General features: G+C 70.0%; 22 protein-coding genes and 1 tRNA gene. 10 read left to right on the top strand and 13 right to left on the bottom strand.

What is annotated here, in order from left to right; translation table 11 throughout:
• Positions 1 to 4: 4 nt before the first annotated feature.
• The gene (locus KV557_RS16565) at positions 5 to 796 is read right to left on the bottom strand and encodes a methyltransferase domain-containing protein (RefSeq protein WP_218200887.1); all 792 of its coding nucleotides are present in this window, start codon (positions 794 to 796) and stop codon (positions 5 to 7) included.
• Positions 797 to 907: 111 nt separating this feature from the next.
• Between KV557_RS16565 and KV557_RS16560 the strand changes: the two genes are divergently transcribed.
• A complete protein-coding gene (locus tag KV557_RS16560) occupies positions 908 to 1,405 on the top strand; it encodes a MarR family winged helix-turn-helix transcriptional regulator (protein WP_218200885.1) in 498 nt (165 codons plus the stop codon).
• Between the two features lie 25 nt (positions 1,406 to 1,430).
• Here the strand turns inward: KV557_RS16560 and KV557_RS16555 are convergent, their stop codons facing one another.
• From KV557_RS16555 to KV557_RS16535, 5 genes are all read right to left on the bottom strand, one after another.
• Positions 1,431 to 2,363 carry a LuxR C-terminal-related transcriptional regulator gene (locus KV557_RS16555; protein ID WP_218200883.1) on the bottom strand — a complete coding sequence of 311 codons (933 nt, stop codon included), beginning with the start codon at positions 2,361 to 2,363 and terminating at the stop codon, positions 1,431 to 1,433.
• Between the two features lie 369 nt (positions 2,364 to 2,732).
• Positions 2,733 to 3,710, bottom strand: a complete 978-nt coding sequence (galE, locus tag KV557_RS16550) for a UDP-glucose 4-epimerase GalE (protein WP_218200882.1) — start codon at positions 3,708 to 3,710, stop codon at positions 2,733 to 2,735.
• Positions 3,711 to 3,874: 164 nt separating this feature from the next.
• Complete coding sequence (locus tag KV557_RS16545; protein WP_218200880.1) at positions 3,875 to 4,543, bottom strand: LuxR C-terminal-related transcriptional regulator; 669 nt, start codon at positions 4,541 to 4,543, stop codon at positions 3,875 to 3,877.
• A 164-nt stretch (positions 4,544 to 4,707) separates the two neighbouring features.
• A tRNA-Thr gene (locus KV557_RS16540) sits at positions 4,708 to 4,783 on the bottom strand.
• 94 nt (positions 4,784 to 4,877) lie between these two features.
• A complete protein-coding gene (locus tag KV557_RS16535; RefSeq protein WP_256177486.1) occupies positions 4,878 to 5,357 on the bottom strand; it encodes a winged helix-turn-helix transcriptional regulator in 480 nt (159 codons plus the stop codon).
• 215 nt (positions 5,358 to 5,572) lie between these two features.
• Here KV557_RS16535 and KV557_RS16530 point away from each other — a divergent pair, with 215 nt between their 5' ends.
• Complete coding sequence (locus KV557_RS16530; protein ID WP_218200878.1) at positions 5,573 to 6,169, top strand: flavodoxin family protein; 597 nt, start codon at positions 5,573 to 5,575, stop codon at positions 6,167 to 6,169.
• Positions 6,170 to 6,211: 42 nt separating this feature from the next.
• Here the strand turns inward: KV557_RS16530 and KV557_RS16525 are convergent, their stop codons facing one another.
• Complete coding sequence (locus KV557_RS16525) at positions 6,212 to 7,549, bottom strand: MFS transporter (RefSeq protein ID WP_218200876.1); 1,338 nt, start codon at positions 7,547 to 7,549, stop codon at positions 6,212 to 6,214.
• Positions 7,550 to 7,718: 169 nt separating this feature from the next.
• Between KV557_RS16525 and KV557_RS16520 the strand changes: the two genes are divergently transcribed.
• From KV557_RS16520 to KV557_RS16510, 3 genes are read left to right on the top strand one after another with little or no spacing between them, the layout of a single operon-like run.
• Positions 7,719 to 8,180 carry a WXG100 family type VII secretion target gene (locus KV557_RS16520; protein WP_218200874.1) on the top strand — a complete coding sequence of 154 codons (462 nt, stop codon included), beginning with the start codon at positions 7,719 to 7,721 and terminating at the stop codon, positions 8,178 to 8,180.
• 9 nt (positions 8,181 to 8,189) lie between these two features.
• Positions 8,190 to 10,415 (top strand): DUF6571 family protein, encoded by a 2,226-nt coding sequence (locus tag KV557_RS16515; RefSeq protein ID WP_218200873.1) that lies wholly within the window; start codon positions 8,190 to 8,192, stop codon positions 10,413 to 10,415.
• Complete coding sequence (locus KV557_RS16510) at positions 10,408 to 11,097, top strand: hypothetical protein (RefSeq protein ID WP_218200871.1); 690 nt, start codon at positions 10,408 to 10,410, stop codon at positions 11,095 to 11,097. Before KV557_RS16515 ends, KV557_RS16510 begins: the two co-directional genes overlap by 8 nt.
• A 79-nt stretch (positions 11,098 to 11,176) precedes the next feature.
• Here KV557_RS16510 and KV557_RS16505 read toward each other — a convergent pair whose 3' ends face one another.
• Both KV557_RS16505 and KV557_RS16500 read right to left on the bottom strand, forming a co-directional pair.
• Entirely contained in the window at positions 11,177 to 11,380 is a 204-nt protein-coding gene (locus KV557_RS16505; protein ID WP_218200869.1) for a DUF397 domain-containing protein, read from the bottom strand.
• Positions 11,373 to 12,236 carry a helix-turn-helix domain-containing protein gene (locus KV557_RS16500; protein WP_256177485.1) on the bottom strand — a complete coding sequence of 288 codons (864 nt, stop codon included), beginning with the start codon at positions 12,234 to 12,236 and terminating at the stop codon, positions 11,373 to 11,375. The genes KV557_RS16505 and KV557_RS16500 overlap by 8 nt, the downstream gene beginning before the upstream one ends.
• Before the next feature lie 303 nt (positions 12,237 to 12,539).
• Here KV557_RS16500 and KV557_RS16495 point away from each other — a divergent pair, with 303 nt between their 5' ends.
• The 4 genes from KV557_RS16495 to KV557_RS16480 are packed head-to-tail and all read left to right on the top strand — an operon-like array spanning position 12,540 to position 13,547.
• Positions 12,540 to 12,905 (top strand): ATP-binding protein, encoded by a 366-nt coding sequence (locus KV557_RS16495; protein WP_218200865.1) that lies wholly within the window; start codon positions 12,540 to 12,542, stop codon positions 12,903 to 12,905.
• Positions 12,902 to 13,159 carry a hypothetical protein gene (locus KV557_RS16490; protein ID WP_218200863.1) on the top strand — a complete coding sequence of 86 codons (258 nt, stop codon included), beginning with the start codon at positions 12,902 to 12,904 and terminating at the stop codon, positions 13,157 to 13,159. Before KV557_RS16495 ends, KV557_RS16490 begins: the two co-directional genes overlap by 4 nt.
• A complete protein-coding gene (locus KV557_RS16485) occupies positions 13,156 to 13,344 on the top strand; it encodes a hypothetical protein (protein WP_218200862.1) in 189 nt (62 codons plus the stop codon). Before KV557_RS16490 ends, KV557_RS16485 begins: the two co-directional genes overlap by 4 nt.
• Positions 13,341 to 13,547 carry a hypothetical protein gene (locus tag KV557_RS16480; RefSeq protein WP_218200858.1) on the top strand — a complete coding sequence of 69 codons (207 nt, stop codon included), beginning with the start codon at positions 13,341 to 13,343 and terminating at the stop codon, positions 13,545 to 13,547. The genes KV557_RS16485 and KV557_RS16480 overlap by 4 nt, the downstream gene beginning before the upstream one ends.
• Positions 13,548 to 13,611: 64 nt before the next feature.
• Here KV557_RS16480 and mycP read toward each other — a convergent pair whose 3' ends face one another.
• From mycP to KV557_RS16465, 3 genes are all read right to left on the bottom strand, one after another.
• Positions 13,612 to 15,000 (bottom strand): type VII secretion-associated serine protease mycosin, encoded by a 1,389-nt coding sequence (mycP, locus tag KV557_RS16475; RefSeq protein WP_218200856.1) that lies wholly within the window; start codon positions 14,998 to 15,000, stop codon positions 13,612 to 13,614.
• A gap of 99 nt (positions 15,001 to 15,099) precedes the next feature.
• Positions 15,100 to 16,743, bottom strand: coding sequence for a WXG100 family type VII secretion target (locus KV557_RS16470; protein ID WP_218200853.1), 1,644 nt, complete (start codon positions 16,741 to 16,743; stop codon positions 15,100 to 15,102).
• Positions 16,744 to 16,785: 42 nt separating this feature from the next.
• Positions 16,786 to 17,292 (bottom strand): hypothetical protein, encoded by a 507-nt coding sequence (locus KV557_RS16465; protein WP_218200851.1) that lies wholly within the window; start codon positions 17,290 to 17,292, stop codon positions 16,786 to 16,788.
• A gap of 376 nt (positions 17,293 to 17,668) precedes the next feature.
• On the opposite strand from KV557_RS16465, the gene KV557_RS16460 reads away from it, so the two are divergent.
• Positions 17,669 to 19,450: an FUSC family protein gene (locus tag KV557_RS16460; protein ID WP_218200850.1), complete on the top strand. Its 1,782-nt coding sequence runs from the start codon at positions 17,669 to 17,671 to the stop codon at positions 19,448 to 19,450.
• Here KV557_RS16460 and KV557_RS16455 read toward each other — a convergent pair.
• Positions 19,447 to 21,267 (bottom strand): ABC-F family ATP-binding cassette domain-containing protein, encoded by a 1,821-nt coding sequence (locus KV557_RS16455; RefSeq protein ID WP_218200848.1) that lies wholly within the window; start codon positions 21,265 to 21,267, stop codon positions 19,447 to 19,449. The genes KV557_RS16460 and KV557_RS16455 overlap by 4 nt on opposite strands.
• Between the last annotated feature and the right edge of the window lie 155 nt (positions 21,268 to 21,422).

Raw genomic sequence — 21,422 nt, 5'->3', positions numbered from 1 at the left:
GGGATCAGCGCCTGACCCCGACGGCGAAGATCCGCCGGAACGGGAAGACCGTCCCGTGCGGTCCGGCGGGATAGGCCTCGCGCAGGAGCGCCCCGTACTCGGCGAGGAAGGCGGCCCGCCGCACCGGGTCGGTGAGCCAGGTGAGGACGGGCCGCAGGGCGGTGCCCTTGACCCACTCCAGGACGGGGTCCGGGCCAAGGAGCAGGGTGCTGTAGGTGGTCTCCCAGACGTCGGCGGCGCAGCCGGCGCCGGCGAGGGCGTCGAGGTACCGCCCGGGTTCGTGGACGCCGGCAGGGGTGGCGCCCTCGCCGAGGGCATCGCGCCAGCGGGAGCTGCGGCGGAGTTCGGCGAGCAGGGTGTGGCTGGGCGAGCCGAAGTTGCCGGGGACCTGGAAGGCGACGGCTCCGCCGGGCTTGAGCGCGGCGGCCCAGCGCGGGAGCAGCTCGATGTGCCCGTCGATCCACTGCAGGGTCGCGTTGGAGACGATCAGGTCCGGCTCGGCGGGCGCCGGGTCGTAGTCACGGGCGTCGGCGAGGACGTAGTCCGCGGTGGGCTCGCCCTCGGTCCGGGCGGTGGCGAGCATCGGGGCGGAGTTGTCGACGCCGGTGATCCGGGCCTGCGGCCAGCGTTCGCGCAGGACGGCGGTGGAGTTGCCGGGTCCGCAGCCGATGTCGAGGACGGTGGCGGCGGGCTCGTGCGGCAGGGCGGGGACGCGGGCGAGCAGATCGCGCAGCGGGCGGGTCCGTTCGTCGGCGAAGCGCAGGTACTGGGCCGGGTCCCAGACGGGGGTGGTCATGGCACACCTCGCAAGTATCTCGACATCAAGATATCCAAATGTAGCGTCGTTGGCACATTTCTCGATGTCAAGAGACTTCACATCGACACATCCACCGATACACTGATCGTCATGGAGGACGAGGTCGACAGGCTGGTCGCAGCGTGGCGCCGAGAGCGCCCCGACCTCGACGTGGAGCCGCTGGAGGTGCTCAGCCGGGTCAGCCGGCTCGCGCGGCACCTCGACCGTGCCCGCCGGACCGCCTTCGCCGAGCACGGCCTGGAGCCCTGGGAGTTCGACGTCCTGACCGCCCTGCGGCGGGCCGGCTCCCCCTACCAGCTCTCCCCCGGACAGCTCCTCACCCAGACCCTGGTCACCTCCGGCACCATGACCAACCGGATCGACCGGCTGACCGGCAAGGGCCTGGTCAAGCGCCTGCCCGACCCGGACGACCGGCGCGGCGTCCTCGTCCGGCTCACCGGCGACGGCCGCGACCGTGCCGACCAGGCACTCGCCGGTCTGCTCGCGCACGAGCGCGAACTCCTGGCCCAGCTCACCTCCGGCCAGCAGGGCGAACTCGCCGCGCTGCTGCGGCTGTTGGTCGCGCCCTTCGACAACATCCCGGGCTGAGCCAACATCCCGGGCGGAGCCGCGGTCAGGTCCCGGTGCCCGACGCGACGGACGGCGGCGCGGCGGGCGCGGCCGACTCGGCGGGGCTGACCCCGGCCCGGCGGGCGACCGCGACGGCGGCCAGAGTGGAGTGCACCCCCAGCTTGCCGAGGACGTTCTGCATGTGCGTCCGGACGGTGTGCGGGGACAGGTAGAGGCGCTCCGCGACCGCCTGCCGGCCCAGGCCCGCGACCATGCACCGCAGGATCTGCTTCTCCCGCGGGGTCAGCGTGTCCACCAGCCGCTCGCTCTCGGTGCGGTCGCGCCGGGCGGTGGTGAGCTCCCGGATGACGCCGGTGAGCAGCGCGGGCGGCAGGTGCGTCTCGTCCCGCAGCACGCCGCGCACGACGGCGAGCAGCCGGGCGAGCGAACTCTCCTTGGCCACCCAGCCGGTGGCGCCCGCGTGCAGGGCGCGGGCGGCGCGGTGCGGGTCGTCGGCGGTGGCCAGGACGATCGCGCGCAGCCCGGGGTGGCTGCGGCGGACCCGGCCGAGCAGGGTGATGCCGTCCGGCGGCGGGGCGACCGGCCGCAGCTGGTCGGTGCGCAGTTGGTCAGTGCGCTGGGGGTCGGGCCGCAGGGGATCGGCGGAGCGGCCGCCCACCCCGGTCGGCGGGGCGGCCGGTCGGCGGGGCGGCGGCACGACGACGGCCGGTCGGCGGCGAGCCGGGTCCGGTGGGTCGGTGGCGGGCCGAACGGCCTTGCGCGGGCCGGACGGGGCGCCCTCGGCCCCGAGGTCGGCGTCGATCAGGACGACGTCGAAGGCCCGGCCCTCGACGGCGGCGCGCTCCAGCGCCCGCTCGGCGGCGGCGGCGCTGCCCGCTGCACCCACCTCGACATCGGGCTCGGCGGAGAGCGCCGCGGCCAGGGCCTCGGCGAAGATCCGGTGGTCGTCGACCACCAGGACGCGGATCCGCCCCATCGTCACTACTCCCCTGCTCAGACCGGCCCGAGCCCGGGGCGGGGACCGGCCCCGGCGCCCGCGATCCGGCGCTCCGCTCCGCCCGCCCACCGATGGCCGGCGGGGCCGACGGCGCGTCACCCCCAACCGGTACCGCACTCAGCGTACGGGCCGGGGAACGCGCTCGTGGTGGTTTGGTGAAGTTTCGTCAGGAGGTGCACACGTGACGGAATACGATCGGTCGGTGTCGGTTTCCGTGTCCGTTTCCGTGCCGGTTTCCGGCGCGTCGTGTGGCAGCCCCAAAGACGCCGAAGCGCCGCCCCCGTACAGCTCGGGGCGGCGCCTGCGGACGTTGCTCGGACCTACTGGCCGTTGCCTACTGGCAGTTGCTCACTGGCCGTTCTTCTCCAGGGTGAACTTCCAGGCGTCGGCGACGATGTCGTCCAGGTTCGGGCGGCGCGGCGACCAGCCCAGGGCCTCGTGCGCGCGCTCGGCCGAGGCCACCAGCACGGCCGGGTCGCCGGCCCGGCGGCCGGAGACCTGCACCGGGATCTCCCGGCCGGTGACGCGCTTGACCGACTCGATCACCTCGCGCACCGAGAAGCCGCTGCCGTTGCCCAGGTTGCAGATCAGGTGCTCGCCCGGCTTGGCCGCGTCCAGCGCCAGCAGGTGCGCGTCGGCCAGGTCCGCGACGTGGATGTAGTCGCGGATGCAGGTGCCGTCCGGGGTCGGGTAGTCGTCGCCGTACACCGCGATGTGCGGGCGCCGGCCCAGCGCGGCCTGGAACACCAGCGGGATCAGGTGCGACTCGGGGTCGTGCCGCTCACCGAAAGTGACATCGAAAGAGCTGCCGTACGCGCCGGCCACGTTGAAGTACCGCAGCGAGACGGCGGCCAGGCCGTGGGCGACGGCCTCGCTGGTGATCAGGTGGTCGACGGCCAGCTTGGTGGCGCCGTAGGTGTTGGTCGGCGAGGTGCGGGCGGTCTCGGCGATCGGCACGACCTCCGGCTCGCCGTACACGGCGGCGGTGGAGGAGAACACCAGCTTGCGCACGCCGGCCCCGCGCATCGCGCTGACCAGCTCCAGCGAGCCGGCCACGTTGTTGCGCCAGTACTTCTCCGGGTCGGCGACCGACTCGCCGACCTGCGAGGAGGCGGCGAAGTGCAGCACACCGTCGAAGGAGGCGTCCAGCACCTTGCCGGCGTCCTGGATCCGGCCCTCGACGAACTCGGCACCGGCCGGCACGCCCTCGCGGAAGCCCGTCGAGAGGTCGTCCAGGACGGTCACCTGGTGCCCCGCCTCCAGCAGGTGGGCGGCCACCACGCTGCCGACATAGCCGGCGCCACCCGTGACCAGGTACTTACTCATGATGAGACCTCCAGCGGGCGATGGTCCGCCGGGTCGGCGGGGCCATCGGAAACGTGCGAACGACTGGCGCCCATTCTCCCTGGCCGCCGGGTGTGCTACGGACCACTCCCCGGTGCGCTCCGGACCACGTCCCCGGTCGGCCGAGAGCCCCAATCCCGGCCCGCTCAGCCCCCGGCCATCCGCTCCAGCAGACCGGTCCGGGCGGCCACCGCGGCCGCCTCCAGCCGGGTCCGCGCGCCGAGCTTCATCAGCACCCGCTGGACGTGCGTCCGGGCGGTGCTCGCGGCGATCCGCATCCCGGCGGCGATCGCCGCGGTGTCCTCGCCGTCCGCGATCCGGGCCAGCACCTGCACCTCACGGCGGGTCAGCAGGCGCAGCAGCCGGACCGCCTCGTCGTCCGGCTCGGCGGCCGGGCGCAGCAGTTGGTCGAACGCCCCGCGCAGCACGTCCACGGCCACCGCGGCCTCGCCGGCCCGGGCTCGTCCGATCGCCCGCTCGACCACCTCGATGCGCTCGTCGCTGGGCACGTACCCCGCCGCCCCGGCCGCGAACGCGCTTGCCACGCCACGCAGTTCACCCACCGGGCCGAGCACGATCACGGCCACCTCGGGCCGCTCCCGGCGGATCCGGCGCAGCCCGTCGAAGGCCCCCGGCTCGGCCGGTGCGGCCACCCCGAGCAGGCACACCTCGGGCCGTCGTCCGGCCACCAGATCGGCGGCGACGCCGGCCGGCGAGCCGACCGCGAGGACCCGGTGGCCGCGCAGCTGCAGCGCGGTCGCCAGCGCCTCGGCCAGCAGGCGGTGGTCGTCGACCACCACGAGTCGAACGCCCATGACACCCTCCCGGTCGGGGTCCGGCTCGCGCCCGCGCCCCTCGGGCGGGCGGCCGATGACGCACCATCACAGCGCATTCCGTACCCGACCCGCTAGGTCGCATCGCGTTGCCGGTGCGGCTGTGGAAAATCGAAAGGCCCTCGCCGATGGCGAGGGCCTTTCTGTGGAGCCCCCATGCGGAATCGAACCGCAGACCTTCTCCTTACCATGGAGACGCTCTACCGACTGAGCTATAGGGGCTTGCCGGGTTTTCACCGGGCCGGTCGAACAAGGAAGAGATTACACGGCGGCCGGCCCGGAAGGGAAATCGGGCCCGCTCCGGCCTCTCGCGGCCTCACGCCTCGTCGTGCACCCGGTCGAACTCGTCGCGGGCCGCGACCATCTGCCCGGTGCGCCGCTCCGTCCAGCGGCCGATCGGCTCCAGCAGCGCGGCCAGCTCCCCGCCGAGCGGCAGCAGCTCGTACACCACGCGCGGCGGCGTCTCCGGGTACACGGTCCGGCGGACCAGCCCGTCCCGCTCCAGAGTGCGCAGCGACTGGGTGAGCATCTTGCGGCTGACCCCGCCCACTCCGCGCTGGAGCTCGGAGAAGCGCTGCGGGCCGCACGCGGCGAGGCTCATGAGGATCAGCATCGACCACTTGTCGACGAGTTCGGCGAACATCGCCCGGCTCGGACAGAGCTGGGCGAAGATGTCGAGCGCCTGTTCGACGCAGGCGTCGCCACACGCCCCATCCGTCACCGCCGCCTCCATCGCCTCCTGGGCCACCCCCTGGGCCGCTTCCGACCCGGCCCGGGTCTGCTCCTGCGTAGTCATACCGTCCAGGGTAGCGGGAAGGTCTCCAATCCACCCTTGGTAACCGATGGAGACCTGGTCTATATTGGAGACCGTTCGGACCGGGGACGCGGCACGCCGCCCCACCGGTCCTTCCATACGCACGTACGCACGTACGCACGTACGCACATCCGCACAGCTGCACATCCGCACAGCTACCACCGTTCGCGCTCGTCACCGCACAGGAGTGCCGCCACATGACCGCCATCCGCCCCACCGTCGCCATCGCCTACCACTCCGGCTACGGCCACACCGCCGTCATAGCCGAGGCCGTCGCCCGCGGCGCCGCCGCCGGTGGAGCCGAGGTCGTCTCGATCGCCGTCGACACCATCACCGACGAGCAGTGGGCCCAGCTCGACGCCGCCGACGCCATCGTCTTCGGCTCCCCCACCTACATGGGCACCGCCTCCGGCGCCTTCCACGTCTTCGCCGAGGCCACCAGCAAGCGCTGGTTCGGCGACGCCTGGCTGGACAAGGTCGCCGCCGGCTTCACCAACTCCGCCTCCAAGAGCGGCGACAAGGCCGGCACCCTCGGCTTCTTCCAGACCCTCGCCGCCCAGCACGGCATGAGCTGGGTGAACCTCGGCCTCAAGCCCGGCTGGAACTCCACCACCGCCACCGAGAACGACATCAACCGCCTCGGCTTCTTCAACGGCGCCGCCGCCTCCACCCCGTCCGACGCCGGCGCCGACGCCGTGCACAAGGCCGACATCGCCACCGCCGAGCACCTTGGCGAGCGCGTCGCGAAGCACACCGCCGTCGTCCTGGCCGGCCGCGCCGCCCTCGCCGGCTGAGCCCTCCACCGTTCGGCTACGCCTGAGCCCTCCTCCGTTCGGCTACGCCGCCGGGTCCGCCCCCAGCACGGGCGCCCGGCGGCGTCCGCCGTCCACGGCACCCAACTCCGCGCCGACCGTCTCCGGCAGCAGCCGCAGACACAGCAGCGCCACCACGCCCAGCCCCGCCACGTACCAGCCCACCGGCGTCGCCGTCCCGTACGCCGCGGTCAGCCGCGTCGCCACCAACGGCGTCGTCGCACCGCCCACCACGCCGCCCAGGTTGTACGTCAGCGCGACGCCCGTGTAGCGCACCCGGGTCGGGAACAGCTCCGGCAGGAACGCCGCCACCGGCCCCAGCAGGCACCCCAGCACGACCATCGCCCCCGCCAGCGCCACGAACATCAACGGCCGGCGCGCCGTCTCCAGCAGCGGGAACAGCACCAGCGACCACGCCGACGTCAGCGCCGCCGCCCCCATCAGGGTCCGCCGCCGCCCCCAGACGTCGCTGCGCCGCGCGCTCACCCACACCGTCGCGCCCATGCCCACCGCGCCCACCAGCAGCATCGACAGCACCAGCGTGCTCGCCACCCCGAGCCCGGTAGTCGCGTACGCCAGCGCGTACGTCGTGGTCAGGTAGAACAGCGCGTACCCCACGGTGATCACCCCGCAGCCCACCAGCACCGTGCGCCAGTGCTCCCGCACGACCTCCACCACGGGCGCCTTCCGCGGGCCCTCCGCCTGCTCCCGAAAGACCGGGCTCTCCTCAACCCTCAACCGCACGAACAACCCCACCGCCACCAACCCCAGCGAGGCGAGGAACGGCACCCGCCACCCCCAATCCCTGAACGCCCGCTCGTCCAAACCAACTTGAAGCGCCAGAAACACCCCATTGGCCAACACGAACCCGATCGTCGGCCCCAGCTGCAGAAACGCCCCGTACCTCCCCCTCCTCCCCGCCGGCGCGTTCTCCGCGATCAGCAGGGCCGCCCCACCCCACTCCCCGCCCAACCCGATGCCCTGACACACCCGCAGCACCACCAGCGCCGCCGGCGCCCACCACCCCAACACCCCGAACCCCGGCAGCACCCCCACCGCCGCCGTCGCCAGCCCCATCAGCAGCAGCGACACCACCAACGTCGCCTTCCGCCCCAGCCGGTCCCCGAAGTGCCCGAACACCACCGCCCCCAACGGCCGCGCCAGAAACGCCACCGCATACACCGAGAACGCCGCCAACAGCGCCCCCAACGCGCCCAGTTCGGGAAAGAACACCGCCCCGAACACAAGCGCCGCCGCCGTCCCATAGATGAAGAAGTCGTAGAACTCGATCGCCGTCCCGATCAACGCCGCGGCCGCCGCCCGCCGCAACTGACCCATCCGCCAGGCATCCTGCGCATCCATACCACCACCCTGACGACCCCACCCCGCACGGCACAGCCCCCACCCGAGTGACACCGGCGCACACCCCCACCCCCGCGCCGGGCCCACGCCTCCCCCTACAACCGCGATCACTCGGCGCGTTCGTACTATCGTCACAACGTCATCGATCGCGACGCGCAGGGGGAACTTGATGGTTGACCTGGACTTCGAGCGGCGGATTAACCCGTGGCTCTTCGACAGCTCCGGAAACCTGACCGAGGCCGCAAAGAAACAGTTCCCGGACCTGGCCGCAGCTGCATCCGGGGCAGCCGCACCGGGGTTCACGCCGACCACGCCCGTGTCGGGCGGACCAGTGGCGACAGTGACCGTCAGTCCAGAGGCGTTGAGGCGTGCGGCGACCAACACCGACACCCTGAAGACCAAGTTCGGGCAGGCGTGCAAGCAGCCCTCCGCTCACGCCTCCGCGGCCTCCGAGCAACTCCCGACCAGCTGGGCGCTGCGCGCTGCGATCACCAACGCCAACAGCGTCTGGACGGACCAGGTCAAGGCCCTTGAGGATGCAATCGGCAACGTGGCTGGAAACCTACGCATCAACGCTGACAGGTATGCGCAGGCGGATCACGCGAATGCGCAGAACTTCGGAAAGAGCTGAGGCACCGGCATGAAGTTCGAGGAACTGAGGAACGTGCAGGTGGCCAGCCTTGACACCCTGGCCGGCGACTATGAGGCGATGCTTCGGCAGTGGAACTTCTCGTCCGAGCTGACCGGCGACATCATCACACCCTTGCAGGGCTCGGGGTGGCGCGGTTTCGCGGCCGAGACCGCGGCTGGGAACATCACGAAGATACGCAGCGAAATCGACGCGGCCTTCGAAGAGGCCAGCGGCATCGCCAAGACCCTCCGTGATGCCCACACCGAGATCACCGGCGCGAAGGCCGACCTGGAGGCTGCCATCCGGTCGGCCACCGATCAGAAGCTGACGGTCGACAACGACGGGACCGTCCACTGGCCGCCGGCGATCACCCAGGAGGACAAGAAGGACCCCGACTACGCCAACGCCTACCGCCAGAAGGCATCCGACGCCGCACAGGCGATAGCCAAGGCGCTGTCCCGGGCAGCCGAAGCGGACGCTGCCGCAGCGGCTGCGCTCGCAGCGGACACCGGCACTGACCGGAAGGCGTTCAACAAGAAGCCGATGGGCGGGGTCTCCGAACAGGAGGCGAAGCAGGCGGTGGACCTGATGCGGCTCGGGGACAAGGCCACGCCTGCGCAGATCGTCCAGCTCGACGCCCTGTTGAAGGCACACTCCAGCGATTCGCGGTTCGCCAGCGTCTTCTTCGACTCCATGGGGCCGGACGGATTCCTGAAGTCCTACGGCGCAATGGCCGAGTACAGCGGCTACTACGGCAACGACGCGACGAAACGGGCCCTGGCCGATATGCAGGCCAATCTCGGCCTCACCCTCGCTACGGCAACGGACGGGAGCAAGCAGCCGCACCTGTCCGACGCCTGGCAAGCCGGCTTGCGCAAGGCCGGCGCCACGCAGTACCAACTGCTGCCGGACCAGCTCCAGGGAGGGAACCCGTACGGTTACCAGATCCTCTCGAACATCCTCCGGACCGGTAACTACGACCCCCATTTCCTCAATCCGGTGGCCGAGCACATCACCCAGCTCAGCGCGGCGAACCCAGGTCGGTGGGAGGACGCCGTTAGCAAGGCCAACCCGATCGGCCAGGTGTTCTTCTTGAGCAAGGACAACTCAGGCTTCAACCCGATGTCGGGGGCTCTGGAGGCGCTCGCCAACAACCCAACGGCGGCGACGAGGTACTTCCACGACCCGGCGACCGTGTACAACGACGACGGCACGGTCAAGGCCACCGGTCAGCCGAACACCTACCTGAAGCAACTGACCGGCGCCGGAATCAACTCCATCCTCCAGGACTTCGAGCCGGACCACTTCACCCCACACAGCATGGCCGCCTCGCAGGAAGCGACCTTGCTCGGCCATGCCCTGGAAGCGGCCACCACCGGGCGGAGGTACGACGCGACCGACGGTCCGATGCCTGCGCACACACCGGAAATGAGCGCGGTGATGAAGGACGTCGTCGCGCGCTTCGGGGACACCGATGGCCCCGACCTGCTGAAGAAGGGCGGGGTATTCGCGAACATGGACCCCAGCTTCGGGCACATGGTGGCCTCGTACATGGGTGATGTCCAGATCGCGATCGACCACAACAACCACTCCCTGCCGACCAACGGCGCCCCGGCCAACCTCGACCAGGGCGCCACGCAGAAGTTGCTGGGGGCGCTCGGCCGAAACCCGGATGCCTTCGGCACGATCGCACAGGCGCAGCAGGCGTACACCACGGCCAATCTCCAGGACGTCATGCTGCAGAAGGACAAGTACGGGGAGCTCTTCGGCGAAGCCATCACGAACGCCGCTCGTCCGGGAGGTGAGGTGGCTGGCATCCTCAATGCTGTGGCGACCGATGAGGTCTACAAGCAGAAGCAGCAGGAAATGGACGCGTACAACAACAGCGTCGATGAGAAGGTCGGGTGGGCCAAGCAGGTGTGGACGGCCACCGCAGGCAAGGCGATCAAGGAGATCCCCGGGGCTGACAAACTTCTGGCAATTCCCACCGACAAGATCTTTGAGAACATCGCGAAGGGCTATCACATCAACACGTACCCGAGCGACGCTGCTGCGGACTGCTTCAACAGCGGGAGGAACGCCGCTTCGGACGCGGCAGAAGCGGCTATCAGGGAGACTGCGAAGGGTAAGGGACTCGACCCGACGTACCTCAACGCACTGGCCACCACAGCTGCCAATGGGGCGAAGCAGGGCCTCGACGGCGGAGGCATCCTGACGAAGGCAATCAATGCCTGACACTCCGGAGGCTTCTATCGAAAGTGGCCCCTCAGAACGGCGGGTGGCCTGGTACCGGCGGCGCCGGATGGTGTTCGCGGTAGTGCTGACGGTGGTCGTCGGCGCGGGCAGCGGGCTCTGGTGGTGGGCCTCCCGCGACCCGCTTAAGTTGCCTGCAAGTGCCTGCTGGTCACTGTTGGATCAGAACGACCTGCGTTCTTTGGCGGGCGCGGCGCAGGGGACGTACACCGTGCGTCACGGTGAGCACGATGGGGACGAAATCGCGCTCCTACCGGGCATACGGAGTCAGACCTGCACGGTGGCGCAGGATTACCGTGTGCTCTCAGGGGTGACGGTCCGCCTGTGGGACAAGCTCACCTACCACGACGTCTACGAGGCGAATGCAGACCCGGCGGCGCGTCGGCAATCGGACCTCGGCCCCGACATCCAGGGGCTGTGGGAGGAAGACAGCAGAATGCGGCTCGCGTTTCTGTGCGACAACCCGGCGGCGGAGTTGACACATCTCACGTACCTGGAGGTCGTGGTCTGGGGAGACTCCGAACTCGTTGACCCCAAACTGCCCTCGGTTCGCCAGGCCCGGCTGGACGCTGCACTGAAGGTGGCCAAGGCGGCGGCTACCACGAACGCGTGCGTGAACCCGGTTCACTTCCCGGCGAGGGCGAAGGAGCCCGGAGTGGTCTAGGATCGCGCTCCGCACGATGGCGAGTTGCTCGGCGGCCCCTCGCTCCTGCCGCGGAACGAGAGGCCGCCGTTGCCTCCGATCAGACGTTGAGGTCGCCGTGGTGGTCGAACTCGCCGGCCTTGACGCCCTGGATGAACCTGGCGAACTTGCCGGGCGTCGTGCGGACGATGACCTCACCGTCGTCGGACTCGCGGAGTTCGACGACGCCATCGACCGTGCGTACTTCGACGCACTCGTTGGTCGCGCCGCTATAGCTCGACTTCTGCCACTTGGGTTCAGACATACCTGTCTTCCACTTCCTTCTTGACGGACCAGATCAAGTCTCGCGACCCGTCTTCGGACAGCGCAATGGAGTCCATCCGGGTAAAGATGGCTCGGTGCTTGGCCAGGTCTGCCGGGGCGTCGAAAAACAGTACGCCCTGAGCAACATCCATCTGGACGGTGTCCAGCTCGGGGACGGGCCCCTCGGCAAAGGTGAGGTTCTCGGACGCGCCAGGGAACGTGTCGACGGCGAAAGGGATCACTCGGACCGAGATGCCGGCCTGCTCCGAGTCTTCAGCAAGAGCGTCGAGCTGATCAGCAAGTACCTTGGGGCCACCGAACTGCATCCGCAGCGCAGCCTCGTGGATGAACGCCCGGAGAGGCGTCTTGCCGGAGCGAACGAGCTGTTGGCGTTGCACTCGGAAGGCGGTCCGGACGTCGATGTCCTTGCCGGGCAGCGGTGGGTAGACCCGCGTGAAGACGGCGGAGGCGTAGGAACCGGTCTGGAGCAAGCCGGGAATGTAGTTGGTCGTGCAGGTGGAGAGCGCCTTAGCGAAGCTCTCGATCTCCGCAACCTCAAGGAAGTCGGTCGTCAGGACCTCGCGGTACTCCTCCCACCAGCCCTTCCTCCGGTCCGTGATGATGCCGGCGAGCGCGTCGATCAGTGGCCGATTGTCACAGTTGCAGGCCGCAGCGATGGTGTGGAGGCGGTCGACACTGATGCCGATCCGCCCTGATTCCATCTGCGTGACCTGGGCTGGATTCATCCCTACGTTGCGGCCGAGTTCCGAGCCGCCGAAGCCTGCCCGCTCACGCATTCTCCGCAGCTCTGTACCGAGCCTGCGCTGGCGGAGGGTTGGGTTCGAGCGTGGAGGCATAGCTTCCTTCCAGGCGAGCGGTCTGGCCAAGTGTGCCGCGCCGACTGAGCGCCGGTCCACCGCGTACCACCGTAGAGGGAAAAATCCCCGAGGGGTGGAAATTTGATTACTGCTGTGCGCTATGGTCGTTGTCACATCGATCCGACGGATCGTCAGTAATGCCTGTATCTAGGGCAGTAGGCGCCTGCTGCCCTCGCACCGCAGAGCAGCCACGCGTGGCATCCACCAGCACCGTCCTGGCCTGGCTCACGGCGACGTATCCGCCGCTTCACCTCTCCACACCACACCGCTGGGAGATTCCCCATGTGTAACCTCAACACCCCCTCCCTCACCGTCGCCCGCCAGACGCTGCGCGGGGCCATGGCCCGCACCGGCTGGCACCCCGAGGCCATCACCGACGCCGAACTCGCGCTCGTCGAGCTGATCGTCAACGCCTGGCGGCACGGCGAGACCGCCTCGCCCGTCGTCGTGCTTCTCCTCCTCAACGGCACGCTCCGCGTGTCCGTCTCCGACGAGAGTCCCGCCCTCCCCGAGCAGCGCACCCCCGCTGACCTCGCCGAGTCCGGCCGCGGCCTCCAGCTCGTCGAGGGGCTCACCCACCGCTGGGGCGTCGACCCGCAGAAGCGCGGCAAGAACGTCTGGTTCGAGCTGCAGATGGACGCCGCGTGAACCACAACCGCCGCCACCCGATGAAGCCCACGGACCCCCGCGTCCGGTACTACACCGAGGCCCAGATCAAGACCCTCATCGCCGAAGTCCACGAGCGCGGAAAGAAGTTCGGCCTGGTCTGGCCCTCCGCGACCACCGACACCACCCTGGATGGCCGCGTCCTCGTCCGCTTCAACACGGCTCCCGCCACAACCCTGCTCAACCTCCTCAACCTCCTCCTCGATGCGGAGCGAGGTGACCCGTGCGAGCCGTGACCGAGCGCACCACCGTCCACTACCTCACCGCCGAGTCCGCCCCCGACGCGGCGCTCCAACTCCGCCTCGCTGTCGACCACGACGTCCACGCCGACGCCGACGGCCACCTCGCGTTCCCCCTCACCCGCACCCAGGCGGAAGAACTCCTCTTCCTCCTGTCCGCCCACCTCGGGGTGCACCGATGAGACCGGGCACCGCCAGCTTCCTGATCGCCACCGCCTTCGCGCTCCTCCTGGCGCTCGCGATCGCCACCGTCGCCCTCGGCGTCCTCACGGCCCTCAAGATGCCGTCCCGCGACGACCAGGCCGCCCTCCCGCCGCTGCCACCCCGCCAATCCGGCAGGCAGGAACCCGAACACCACGGGCCCGCCCAGGGCATAACCACCTGAGCCGACCCTCGCCCTGAACCGCTTCGCCTCAGCCGAAGCGGTTCAGCCACGACCCGACCGCCGACTACCTCGCGTACGGATTGTCCCCCGGCGGCATCGGCGGCTCATACGACGGCGGAGGCGGCGGAACCGCAGGCCCCACCTGTGGCGGCACCGGCTGCGCGAACTCAGCCAGCCGATCAGCCGCGCGCCGCTTCCGCGCCACGAAGAACACCACACCCGCCACCAGCACCAACCCGACGACCCCAGCGATCACAATCGGCAGCATGGCGCTGCCCGAATCGGACGCCTTGTCCGCGATCGGTGCCGCTGCCGGCGAACTGCCATTCGTGGGTGCCGCGGGCACCGCAGCGGGCGAGGTCGCCGAGGCGGAAGGTGCAGCAGACGACGGTGAAGCCGAGGGCAGCGGAGCCACCTTGCTCGGAATCGGGTACACATCCGCCGGCCCCGGATCGCCCGGCGCGGTCAAAGCGATACGTGGCCGCACGGCGCCATACCCGACACTGTCATTGCGGTTGGAACCATCTGTTGGCTTACCCGCTGTACTGATAAGCACCCGCAGGACTTGATTTGCCGTCCAGTCGGTGTGCACAGCCCAGACCAGTGCCGCCGAGGCGGAAACCAGCGCAGTCGCAGCCGACGTTCCGTGCCCCTTGCAATAGCCCGTCGGGCCTGTGCAGGCATCGACGATGTCCATGCCTGGCGCTACGAGATCAACCTGCGGCCCCCGCTGGGACTCGGCCGTCGTCGTCAAGTCTTTGTCAGCGGCCCCAACGCCGACGACATAGGGCAGACCCCCCGGGTACTCAACCAGATTCCCATCCTGCGCACTGTTTCCGACGCTCGCGACCACCAGCGAGCCCTTTGCCGCCGCACGCGCGAGAACGCCATTCAACTTCGCCACGTCGTCTGGGGACGTTGCGACTGCGGCCATGCCCTGCGAGATGTTAATGACTTTGGCACCCTGGTCGACGGCATAGTCGACGGCTTGCCCGATCTGATCAAGAAAGACCTTCGAGGTGACCGCGCCTCCTTCTGAATGATTCTTGATCTTCACCGGAAGGACTTTGGCCCCCGGGGCCAGCCCATAGGCACCTTTGCCCCCCATACCCTTGCCCGTCCCCGCGATGAGGCTCGCCATCTGCGTCCCGTGACCGGTGACATCGACCCCAACCCCACCGGAGGTATCGCTGAAGTCGTTCCCCGGCAGCAACTGCCCGACCAAGTCCGGATGATCGAACTTGAATCCACCGTCGATCACCGCAACTGTGATGCCCTGCCCGGTCGAGGTCTTCCACATCTCCGGAGCATGCATCGCATCCAGATGCCACTGATCATCACGAATCGAATCCCCCGCAGCCGCTGGCGCCACGGCCGGGCCGGCCACGACACTGGCTGCGAGGAGCACTCCGGCGAAGGCCCGCCCGCGCGCTCGTCCGTTCGTCCGCCGCATCACAACTCCTCGTCAGTCTCCCCGCCAGCCGAGGGCTGTGCCCCGGACAGGTCCGCCCGGCCGCCGGGATGTCCCGACGGCCGGGCAGTCACGCCAGTTCTACTCAACCACGTTCGGGTTGCTGTGCGGCGTACCGCTGGTCCAGGTCTCCTCGTCCTCGTGCAGGTAGTCGGCCCTCTGGCGGCGGTCGCGCTCATTCCTCCCAGCTCCGCCCCCGAGCGTGCCGGGCGCCGGCATACCGTTCTGGCCGGAGCGGGCCGCGCCCTCGACAGCCCCGGCCCGCTTGCGCAGGCCGGTACCGCCAGGAGTGAACTCACCACCGGCGGCAGGGCCCTTGCGGCCGCCAACGGTCCCGCCACTAGTCGAGGCCAAGCCCCGGCCGCGCGTACCCCCACCTGAGCCGCCCACGCCGTGGCCGCCCATACCGGGGTTCATTCCGCCCATCCCGGGCATGCCGGATGCCCCGGCACGACCCGGCTGAGCCTCGCGAGCACCGAAGACGGTCCCGGTGGGTAGCCCTGGTGTACCGGTCTTCCCTGGCAGCGAGCCTCCGCCGAAGGGACCACCCGTACGACCGGGAATCGAACCGCCACCCTTGCCCGGGATCGTGCCACCATTCCTGGCCGGGACCGATCCGCCCTTCCCCAGGAAACCGCCCACTGGAACCGGACCGCCGCCCGGGAAACCGGGATTGCCTCCGCCCTCACCGGGCCCACCCGGGTACCCGGGGACCCCTCCCAACCCGTCGAACGGGAGGTTGCCACCACCGGGACCGACCGGACCGCTCTGGCTCGGCAGGGTCGGAACGGTCGGCAGACTGTCGAGGCCCGTACCAGGACGGTCGATGGGGGGCGACGGAACCAACAGCGGAGTGGAAGCGCTCTGCTCCTCCGGCAGCGGCACGTAACCGCCGCCGTGCGACGAGATCGGATCGGTGCGACTCGGCGTATCTGGTCCCTCCGGGCCCAATGCCGACTGGTGAAGCGCTACGGAACCACGGCTATAGCTGCCGCCACCTGGGCTGTAGCTCCCGCCTGCGCTGCCAGGGCTCCCATGGGAAGTGCGGATGGCGCCACCCGAGCCTGCGGTACGCCCCCCACCCGCCGAGTAGTCAGCAGAGCTAATCCGGTCTGGGGCACCCGGAGTCCCCGGTAGGTTCGGTTCCTCCAGCGAGTTCAGCGTCGTGCTGGCCGCAGAGTAGGCCTGCGCCAGCTTCTCCATCTGGCGGATGGCTTCCTGTCGTTCCCTCTCGATCGTCGCCGCCGCCATCTCGGCCCGAGCCTGAGTGATCCAGCCGTCTCCCCTGGACTTCTGCATAAAGTCGTCAAGAGACTGGCGGGGAGCAAGCTGAGATCCCACGTTGGACGGCAGGTACTGCAACTGGCTCTTGGCCGTGGCAAGCGTAGTGATCTCCGCACGCGGAGGTTCGGACACGGCGACCTGGGCGGTGCTGAGAGCCTCGCCCGCCTGGTTCATCGCGTCGCCGGCCTTGCTGGAGTAGTCGCCGAGCAGTGCGGCCGACTTCTGCAGGTTGCCGGCCCAGGTCTTGAAGCTCTCGGCGGCCGGTCCCTCCCAGCCGACCTTCTCGACGTGCGACTTGAGTGCTGCGCTGAGGTCGTTCAGGACCTGACCGGCCGCCTTCAGCTGAGTGCCACGACTCAGCACCTTCGTCGCGTCGGTGGTCCTGACCATGTCCCTGAGCTGGGCGTGGTCGTATTTCTCGAAGTTCGTTACGTCTGACATTACTTGCTTCCCCCGTCCGTCAACCTGTCGCCCCTGACACCGTCACCACCCCTGGAAGCCGTCGTGCGCAGGCCTGTTCGCCCCGGTCGCCTGAGTGACGGGGCCGTAGCTCGTGGCCACAGCCTTGTGCGCGGCGGCCGTTGCTTCCTCGTTGCCCGCGTAGCTGCCAGCGGTTTTCGCAACCGCCGTCTTCATTGCCTCGATCTGGGACACGAAGTCCGTGTGGAGCTTGACGAGCTGGGTGTGGACCTTGTCATAGGCAGCCGTCAGGGCAGTCGCCTCCACAACGTCGCCACTGTATGCGCCGCTGATCAAAGCCTTCCCCGTCAGCTTTTGCTCCTGGAGCTTGTCAGGCGCCGCCGCCGAGCCCTCCATCGTCTGCAGCAGTGCCTCGATCTTGTTCGCGAACGTCGTGAGCGTGTCGATCTCCACCTTGACGTCCTGCTTGCCGAAGGCAGACACCAGATCGGAAATGTTGGGCAACTCCGGCGTCGGAACGACGACAGGATCGTCCGCCTTCGCCCTGTCCCGAGGAACCTCACCTGGCACAGCAACCACCTCTCCCCCCGTTGCAGACGGCGGTCACCCGGGTTACGCCTGGGCCGCCTGCCCGCAACACACCGTCAACTTTGCGGCCGTACAGTCGCGGTCGGCAACGCGCCCGCCCTGTGAGCTTGTTACCGACGCGGTAATCGTAGCCATCACCTCTGTCACCCTTGCCCCGCTTGGACGCGATCGGTACGAACTTGGCGCGGACAGCACCGGGTAGACTGACCGGGTACGCCCCATCTGCCGCGCAATGTCGCACAGCAGCGACCCCTCGCCGCAGAACGGACGTGACCGCATGCCCCCGGAGCACCCCGCCACCACGCCCTGGTGGGCTCGTGCCGTCCGTCCCTCACGACCGCCACTTCCGCTCGCGTTGATGGTTCGCGCCGCCCTCGGGATGGCGGTGCCGCTCGCCCTCGGGCTACTCACACACCGGCTGGACCTCGGCGTCTTCGCCGGCCTCGGCGCGATGCACGCGACGATGAACGACCGCGCCGAGCCAACCACCCTGCGCGTGCGGCGGATCGGGACGGCCGTGCTCGGCTCCGCCCTCGGCATGCTGATCGGCACGGCCCTGCAGCACGCCCACGTCTCCGCCGCCGTACTCGGCGCGGCGCTCACCACCACCGCCTTCGCCGCCGGCGCCCTGAGCGCCACCGGGCCGCGCGGCTCTGCCGCCGGGATGCTGTTGCTGGTGTCGGCGGCGCTCGGCAGCGGAATGCCGCTGCCCCACCCGTGGTGGGCGGCGGCGCCGATGATGCCGGCGGGCGCCGCGTTCGTGTTCGTCCTCGGGCTGCGCCACGCCGCCGACCCGCGCGATCGTGCGCTCGCCGCCGCGTACGACGCGCTCGCCCGCATGCTGGCCGATCTCGGCACGCCGCAGGGCGCGGCCTCGCGCCAGGTGCTGACCGCCCGCCTGAATCAGGTTCAGGATCTGCTCCCCCGCAAGACCGATCCACGGTACGAGGCCGCCCTCGCCGCCGCCGAGGCGGCAACCGGGCTGCTGTGGGCCCGGCGCCCCGTCCCACCCGAGGTCGCCGACGTCCCCGCCCGCCTCGCGCGAGCCGTCGAACAAGGCAGCGGCGAAGTAGGCATCCCCGACTGGCAGCCGGACACCCCCGCCCGCCAAGCCCTGGACGCCGCCCTACGCTCCGCCGCGGACACGGTGGCCGGCCGCGAGGCCGTGCTCGGTACCGCACCCGCGCCCCCGCCCGACCCCTGGCGGCTCCGCGCGCGGCTACTGTCCCGCGGCTCGACCAAGTACGGCCTACGCGTAGCACTGTGCATCGCCGCAGGCGAGGCCGTCACCGCCAACTACCCGCTCAGCAAGAGCTACTGGCTCCCGATGACGATCGCGTTCGTCCTCAAGCCGGACCTCGGCTCGGTGTTCCTGCGTGCCGTAAGCCGCTCGATCGGCACCGTCCTCGGGGTGGCGCTCACCGCCGCCCTCGTCTCCCTCACCACCGACGTATGGGCCCTCACCGCCATCGCCGCCCTCTGCGTGGCCCTCCTCCCCTACGCGACGGCGGCGCACTACGGGCTCACCACCATCGCCATGACCCCAATGGCGCTGATCCTGCTCCAACTTGGAGGCCAAAGCAGCGCGTCCGAGTTCTGGCCCCGGGTGCTCGACACGGCCCTCGCGAGCACGATCGTGCTGCTCTTCGGCTACCTGCTGTGGCCGGAGCGCCCGCGCCACCGGATCGAGCCCCGCCTCATAGAAGCGACGACCACGCTCCGGGCCTACCTCGATGCCGTAACCAAAGATGCCGGAACCAAAAACGCGGGCAAGGCCGAGGTGTGGCTGCGCCGCACCGCCTACCGGTCGCTGGCGGACGCCCGCCAGGAGGTGCAGCAGGGACTGTCCGAACCGCCGCCCACCGGCCGGCTGGCCGAGCGGTGGCTGCCCGCGACGGCGGCGCTGGAGCGGCTGGGCGGCGCGGTGGCGGCGTACGCGGCGCAGATCCGGTACGGCGGCCGGGTGCCCGATCCCGCCGAGGTCGACCGAGTCCGCCGGGCCCTGGACGAGCTGACCGCCGCCGCCCGCGCGCACCGCCCGCCGACGACGGCCGCAGCCCGCCCGACAAAGCCGCACGACCCGGCGCGCAGCGCGCTGGGCCGTGCGGCGGACGAGCTCGAAGTCCTACTGACCAACTAAACCTGCTCGGCCAGCTCCAGCCAGCTCATCTCCAGCTCCTCCTTCTCCTCCCGGACCCCGCGCAGCTGCGCGTCCAGCTCCGCGACCTTGGAGAAGTCGGCGGCGTGCTCGGCGAGTTGGGCGTGGAGCTTGCTCTCCTTCTCGTCCAGCTTGGCGATCTGCCGCTCCAGCTTCTGCATCTCCTTCTTGGCGGCCCGAAGGTCCCCGCCCGACAGCCCAGCCGAAGCCGCGTCGGCAGCAGGAGCAACGGGAGCAGCAGAAACAACAGGCACCGCCTCAGCAGCCATCCGCGCCCGCCGCTCCAGGTACTCGTCGATCCCGCCCGGCAGCATCCGCATCCGCTTGTCGCCGAGCAGCGCGTGCACGACGTCCGTCGTCCGCTCGATGAAGAACCGGTCGTGGCTGATGACGATCATCGAGCCCGGCCACCCATCCAGCAGGTCCTCCAGCTGGTTGAGCGTCTCGATGTCCAGGTCGTTCGTCGGCTCATCCAGGAACAGCACATTGGGCTCGTCCATGAGCAGCCGCAGCAACTGCAACCGCCGCCGCTCGCCACCCGACAGGTCGCCGACCGGCGTCCACTGCTTGTCCTTGCCGAAGCCGAACTGCTCGCACAGCTGCCCGGCGCTCATCTCCCGGCCCTTGCCGAGGTCGACGCGCGAGCGCACCTGCTCGACGGCCTGGAGCACCCGGATCGCCGGGTCCAGTTCCACGACCTCCTGCGACAGGTAGGCGAGCCGCACGGTCTTGCCGACCTTGATCACGCCGGACGCGGGCTGCACGTCGCCCTCGGAGGCGTACGCATCGCGCAGGGCGCGCAGCAGCGAGGTCTTGCCGGCGCCGTTGACGCCGAGCAGGCCGATCCGGTCGCCGGGGCCGAGCTGCCAGGTGAGGTTCTCCAGCAAAAGCTTCGGGCCGGCCTTCACGGTCACGCCCTCAAGCTCGAAGACCGTCCTCCCCAGCCGAGCGTTGGCGAACTTCATCAGCTCGGACTTGTCGCGCGGGTCCGGCACGTCGGCGATCAGGGCGTTGGCGGCCTCGATGCGGTAGCGCGGCTTGGAGGTACGGGCGGGGGCGCCGCGCCGCAGCCAGGCGAGCTCCTTGCGGGCGAGGTTCTGGCGCTTCTGCTCCTCGACGGCCTCGATCCGGGAGCGCTCGGCGCGCGCGAAGACGTAGTCGGAGTAGCCGCCCTCGTACTCGTGGACGGTGCCGCCCTGGACGTCCCACATCCGGGTGCAGACCTGGTCGAGGAACCAGCGGTCGTGGGTGACGCAGACCAGCGCCGAGCGGCGCTTCTGCAGGTGCTGGGCGAGCCAGTAGATGCCCTCGACGTCGAGGTGGTTGGTGGGCTCGTCGAGGACGATCAGGTCGGGCGAGCCGAGCAGCAGCTTGGCGAGGGCGATCCGGCGGCGCTCGCCGCCGGAGAGCGGGCCGATGACTGTGTCCAGGCCGTCGGCGAAGCCGGGCAGGTCGAGGCCACCGAACAGGCCCTCGATGATGTCGCGGATGCGGGCGTCGCCGAGCCACTCGTGGTCGGCCCGGTCGGCGATCACCTCGTGCCGGATGGTGGCCTTGGGGTCGAGCGAGTCGTGCTGGGTGAGGACGGCCAGCTGGAGGCCGCCGTTCCAGGTGATCCGGCCGCTGTCGGCCTCCTCCAGCTTGGCGAGCATCCGGATCAGCGTGGTCTTGCCGTCGCCGTTGCGCCCGACGACGCCGATCCGGTCGCCCTCACTGACGCCGAGGCTGACCCCGTCCAGCAGGGCGCGGGTGCCGTAGACCTTCGTGACGGACTCGATGGTGGCGAGGTTGACGGCCACGTCTGCTGCGCTCCTGGGTTCGGCGGTGCCGGGGCGGCCCGCCGTTCGCGGCCGGGCACCCCTCTCGGGGATGCCCCGATCTCCCCAGCCTAATGGGCCCGCCGAACCACCCACGCCGCCCTACGCACCCCACGCACCCCACGCACCCCGGGCCG

This window comes from Kitasatospora aureofaciens, from assembly GCF_019192735.1.
In the GTDB taxonomy this organism is placed as follows: Bacteria; Actinomycetota; Actinomycetes; order Streptomycetales; family Streptomycetaceae; genus Kitasatospora; species Kitasatospora aureofaciens_A.
The sequence above is the reverse complement of the archived record's forward strand: the minus strand, read 5'-3'. Positions and strand labels throughout refer to the sequence as shown.

Coding starts and splice junctions, on each gene's coding strand:
- galE (WP_218200882.1), bottom strand. CDS start 3,710: ATGAGTAAGTACCTGGTCACGGGTGGCGCCGGCTATGTCGGCAGCGTG.
- KV557_RS16480 (WP_218200858.1), top strand. CDS start 13,341: ATGAGACCGGGCACCGCCAGCTTCCTGATCGCCACCGCCTTCGCGCTC.
- KV557_RS16535 (WP_256177486.1), bottom strand. CDS start 5,357: ATGACTACGCAGGAGCAGACCCGGGCCGGGTCGGAAGCGGCCCAGGGG.
- KV557_RS16545 (WP_218200880.1), bottom strand. CDS start 4,543: ATGGGCGTTCGACTCGTGGTGGTCGACGACCACCGCCTGCTGGCCGAG.
- KV557_RS16460 (WP_218200850.1), top strand. CDS start 17,669: ATGGTTCGCGCCGCCCTCGGGATGGCGGTGCCGCTCGCCCTCGGGCTA.
- KV557_RS16500 (WP_256177485.1), bottom strand. CDS start 12,236: ATGCCTCCACGCTCGAACCCAACCCTCCGCCAGCGCAGGCTCGGTACA.
- KV557_RS16525 (WP_218200876.1), bottom strand. CDS start 7,549: ATGGATGCGCAGGATGCCTGGCGGATGGGTCAGTTGCGGCGGGCGGCG.
- KV557_RS16555 (WP_218200883.1), bottom strand. CDS start 2,363: ATGGGGCGGATCCGCGTCCTGGTGGTCGACGACCACCGGATCTTCGCC.
- KV557_RS16530 (WP_218200878.1), top strand. CDS start 5,573: ATGACCGCCATCCGCCCCACCGTCGCCATCGCCTACCACTCCGGCTAC.
- KV557_RS16515 (WP_218200873.1), top strand. CDS start 8,190: ATGAAGTTCGAGGAACTGAGGAACGTGCAGGTGGCCAGCCTTGACACC.
- KV557_RS16565 (WP_218200887.1), bottom strand. CDS start 796: ATGACCACCCCCGTCTGGGACCCGGCCCAGTACCTGCGCTTCGCCGAC.
- KV557_RS16560 (WP_218200885.1), top strand. CDS start 908: ATGGAGGACGAGGTCGACAGGCTGGTCGCAGCGTGGCGCCGAGAGCGC.
- KV557_RS16510 (WP_218200871.1), top strand. CDS start 10,408: ATGCCTGACACTCCGGAGGCTTCTATCGAAAGTGGCCCCTCAGAACGG.
- KV557_RS16520 (WP_218200874.1), top strand. CDS start 7,719: ATGGTTGACCTGGACTTCGAGCGGCGGATTAACCCGTGGCTCTTCGAC.
- mycP (WP_218200856.1), bottom strand. CDS start 15,000: ATGCGGCGGACGAACGGACGAGCGCGCGGGCGGGCCTTCGCCGGAGTG.
- KV557_RS16470 (WP_218200853.1), bottom strand. CDS start 16,743: ATGTCAGACGTAACGAACTTCGAGAAATACGACCACGCCCAGCTCAGG.
- KV557_RS16505 (WP_218200869.1), bottom strand. CDS start 11,380: ATGTCTGAACCCAAGTGGCAGAAGTCGAGCTATAGCGGCGCGACCAAC.
- KV557_RS16495 (WP_218200865.1), top strand. CDS start 12,540: ATGTGTAACCTCAACACCCCCTCCCTCACCGTCGCCCGCCAGACGCTG.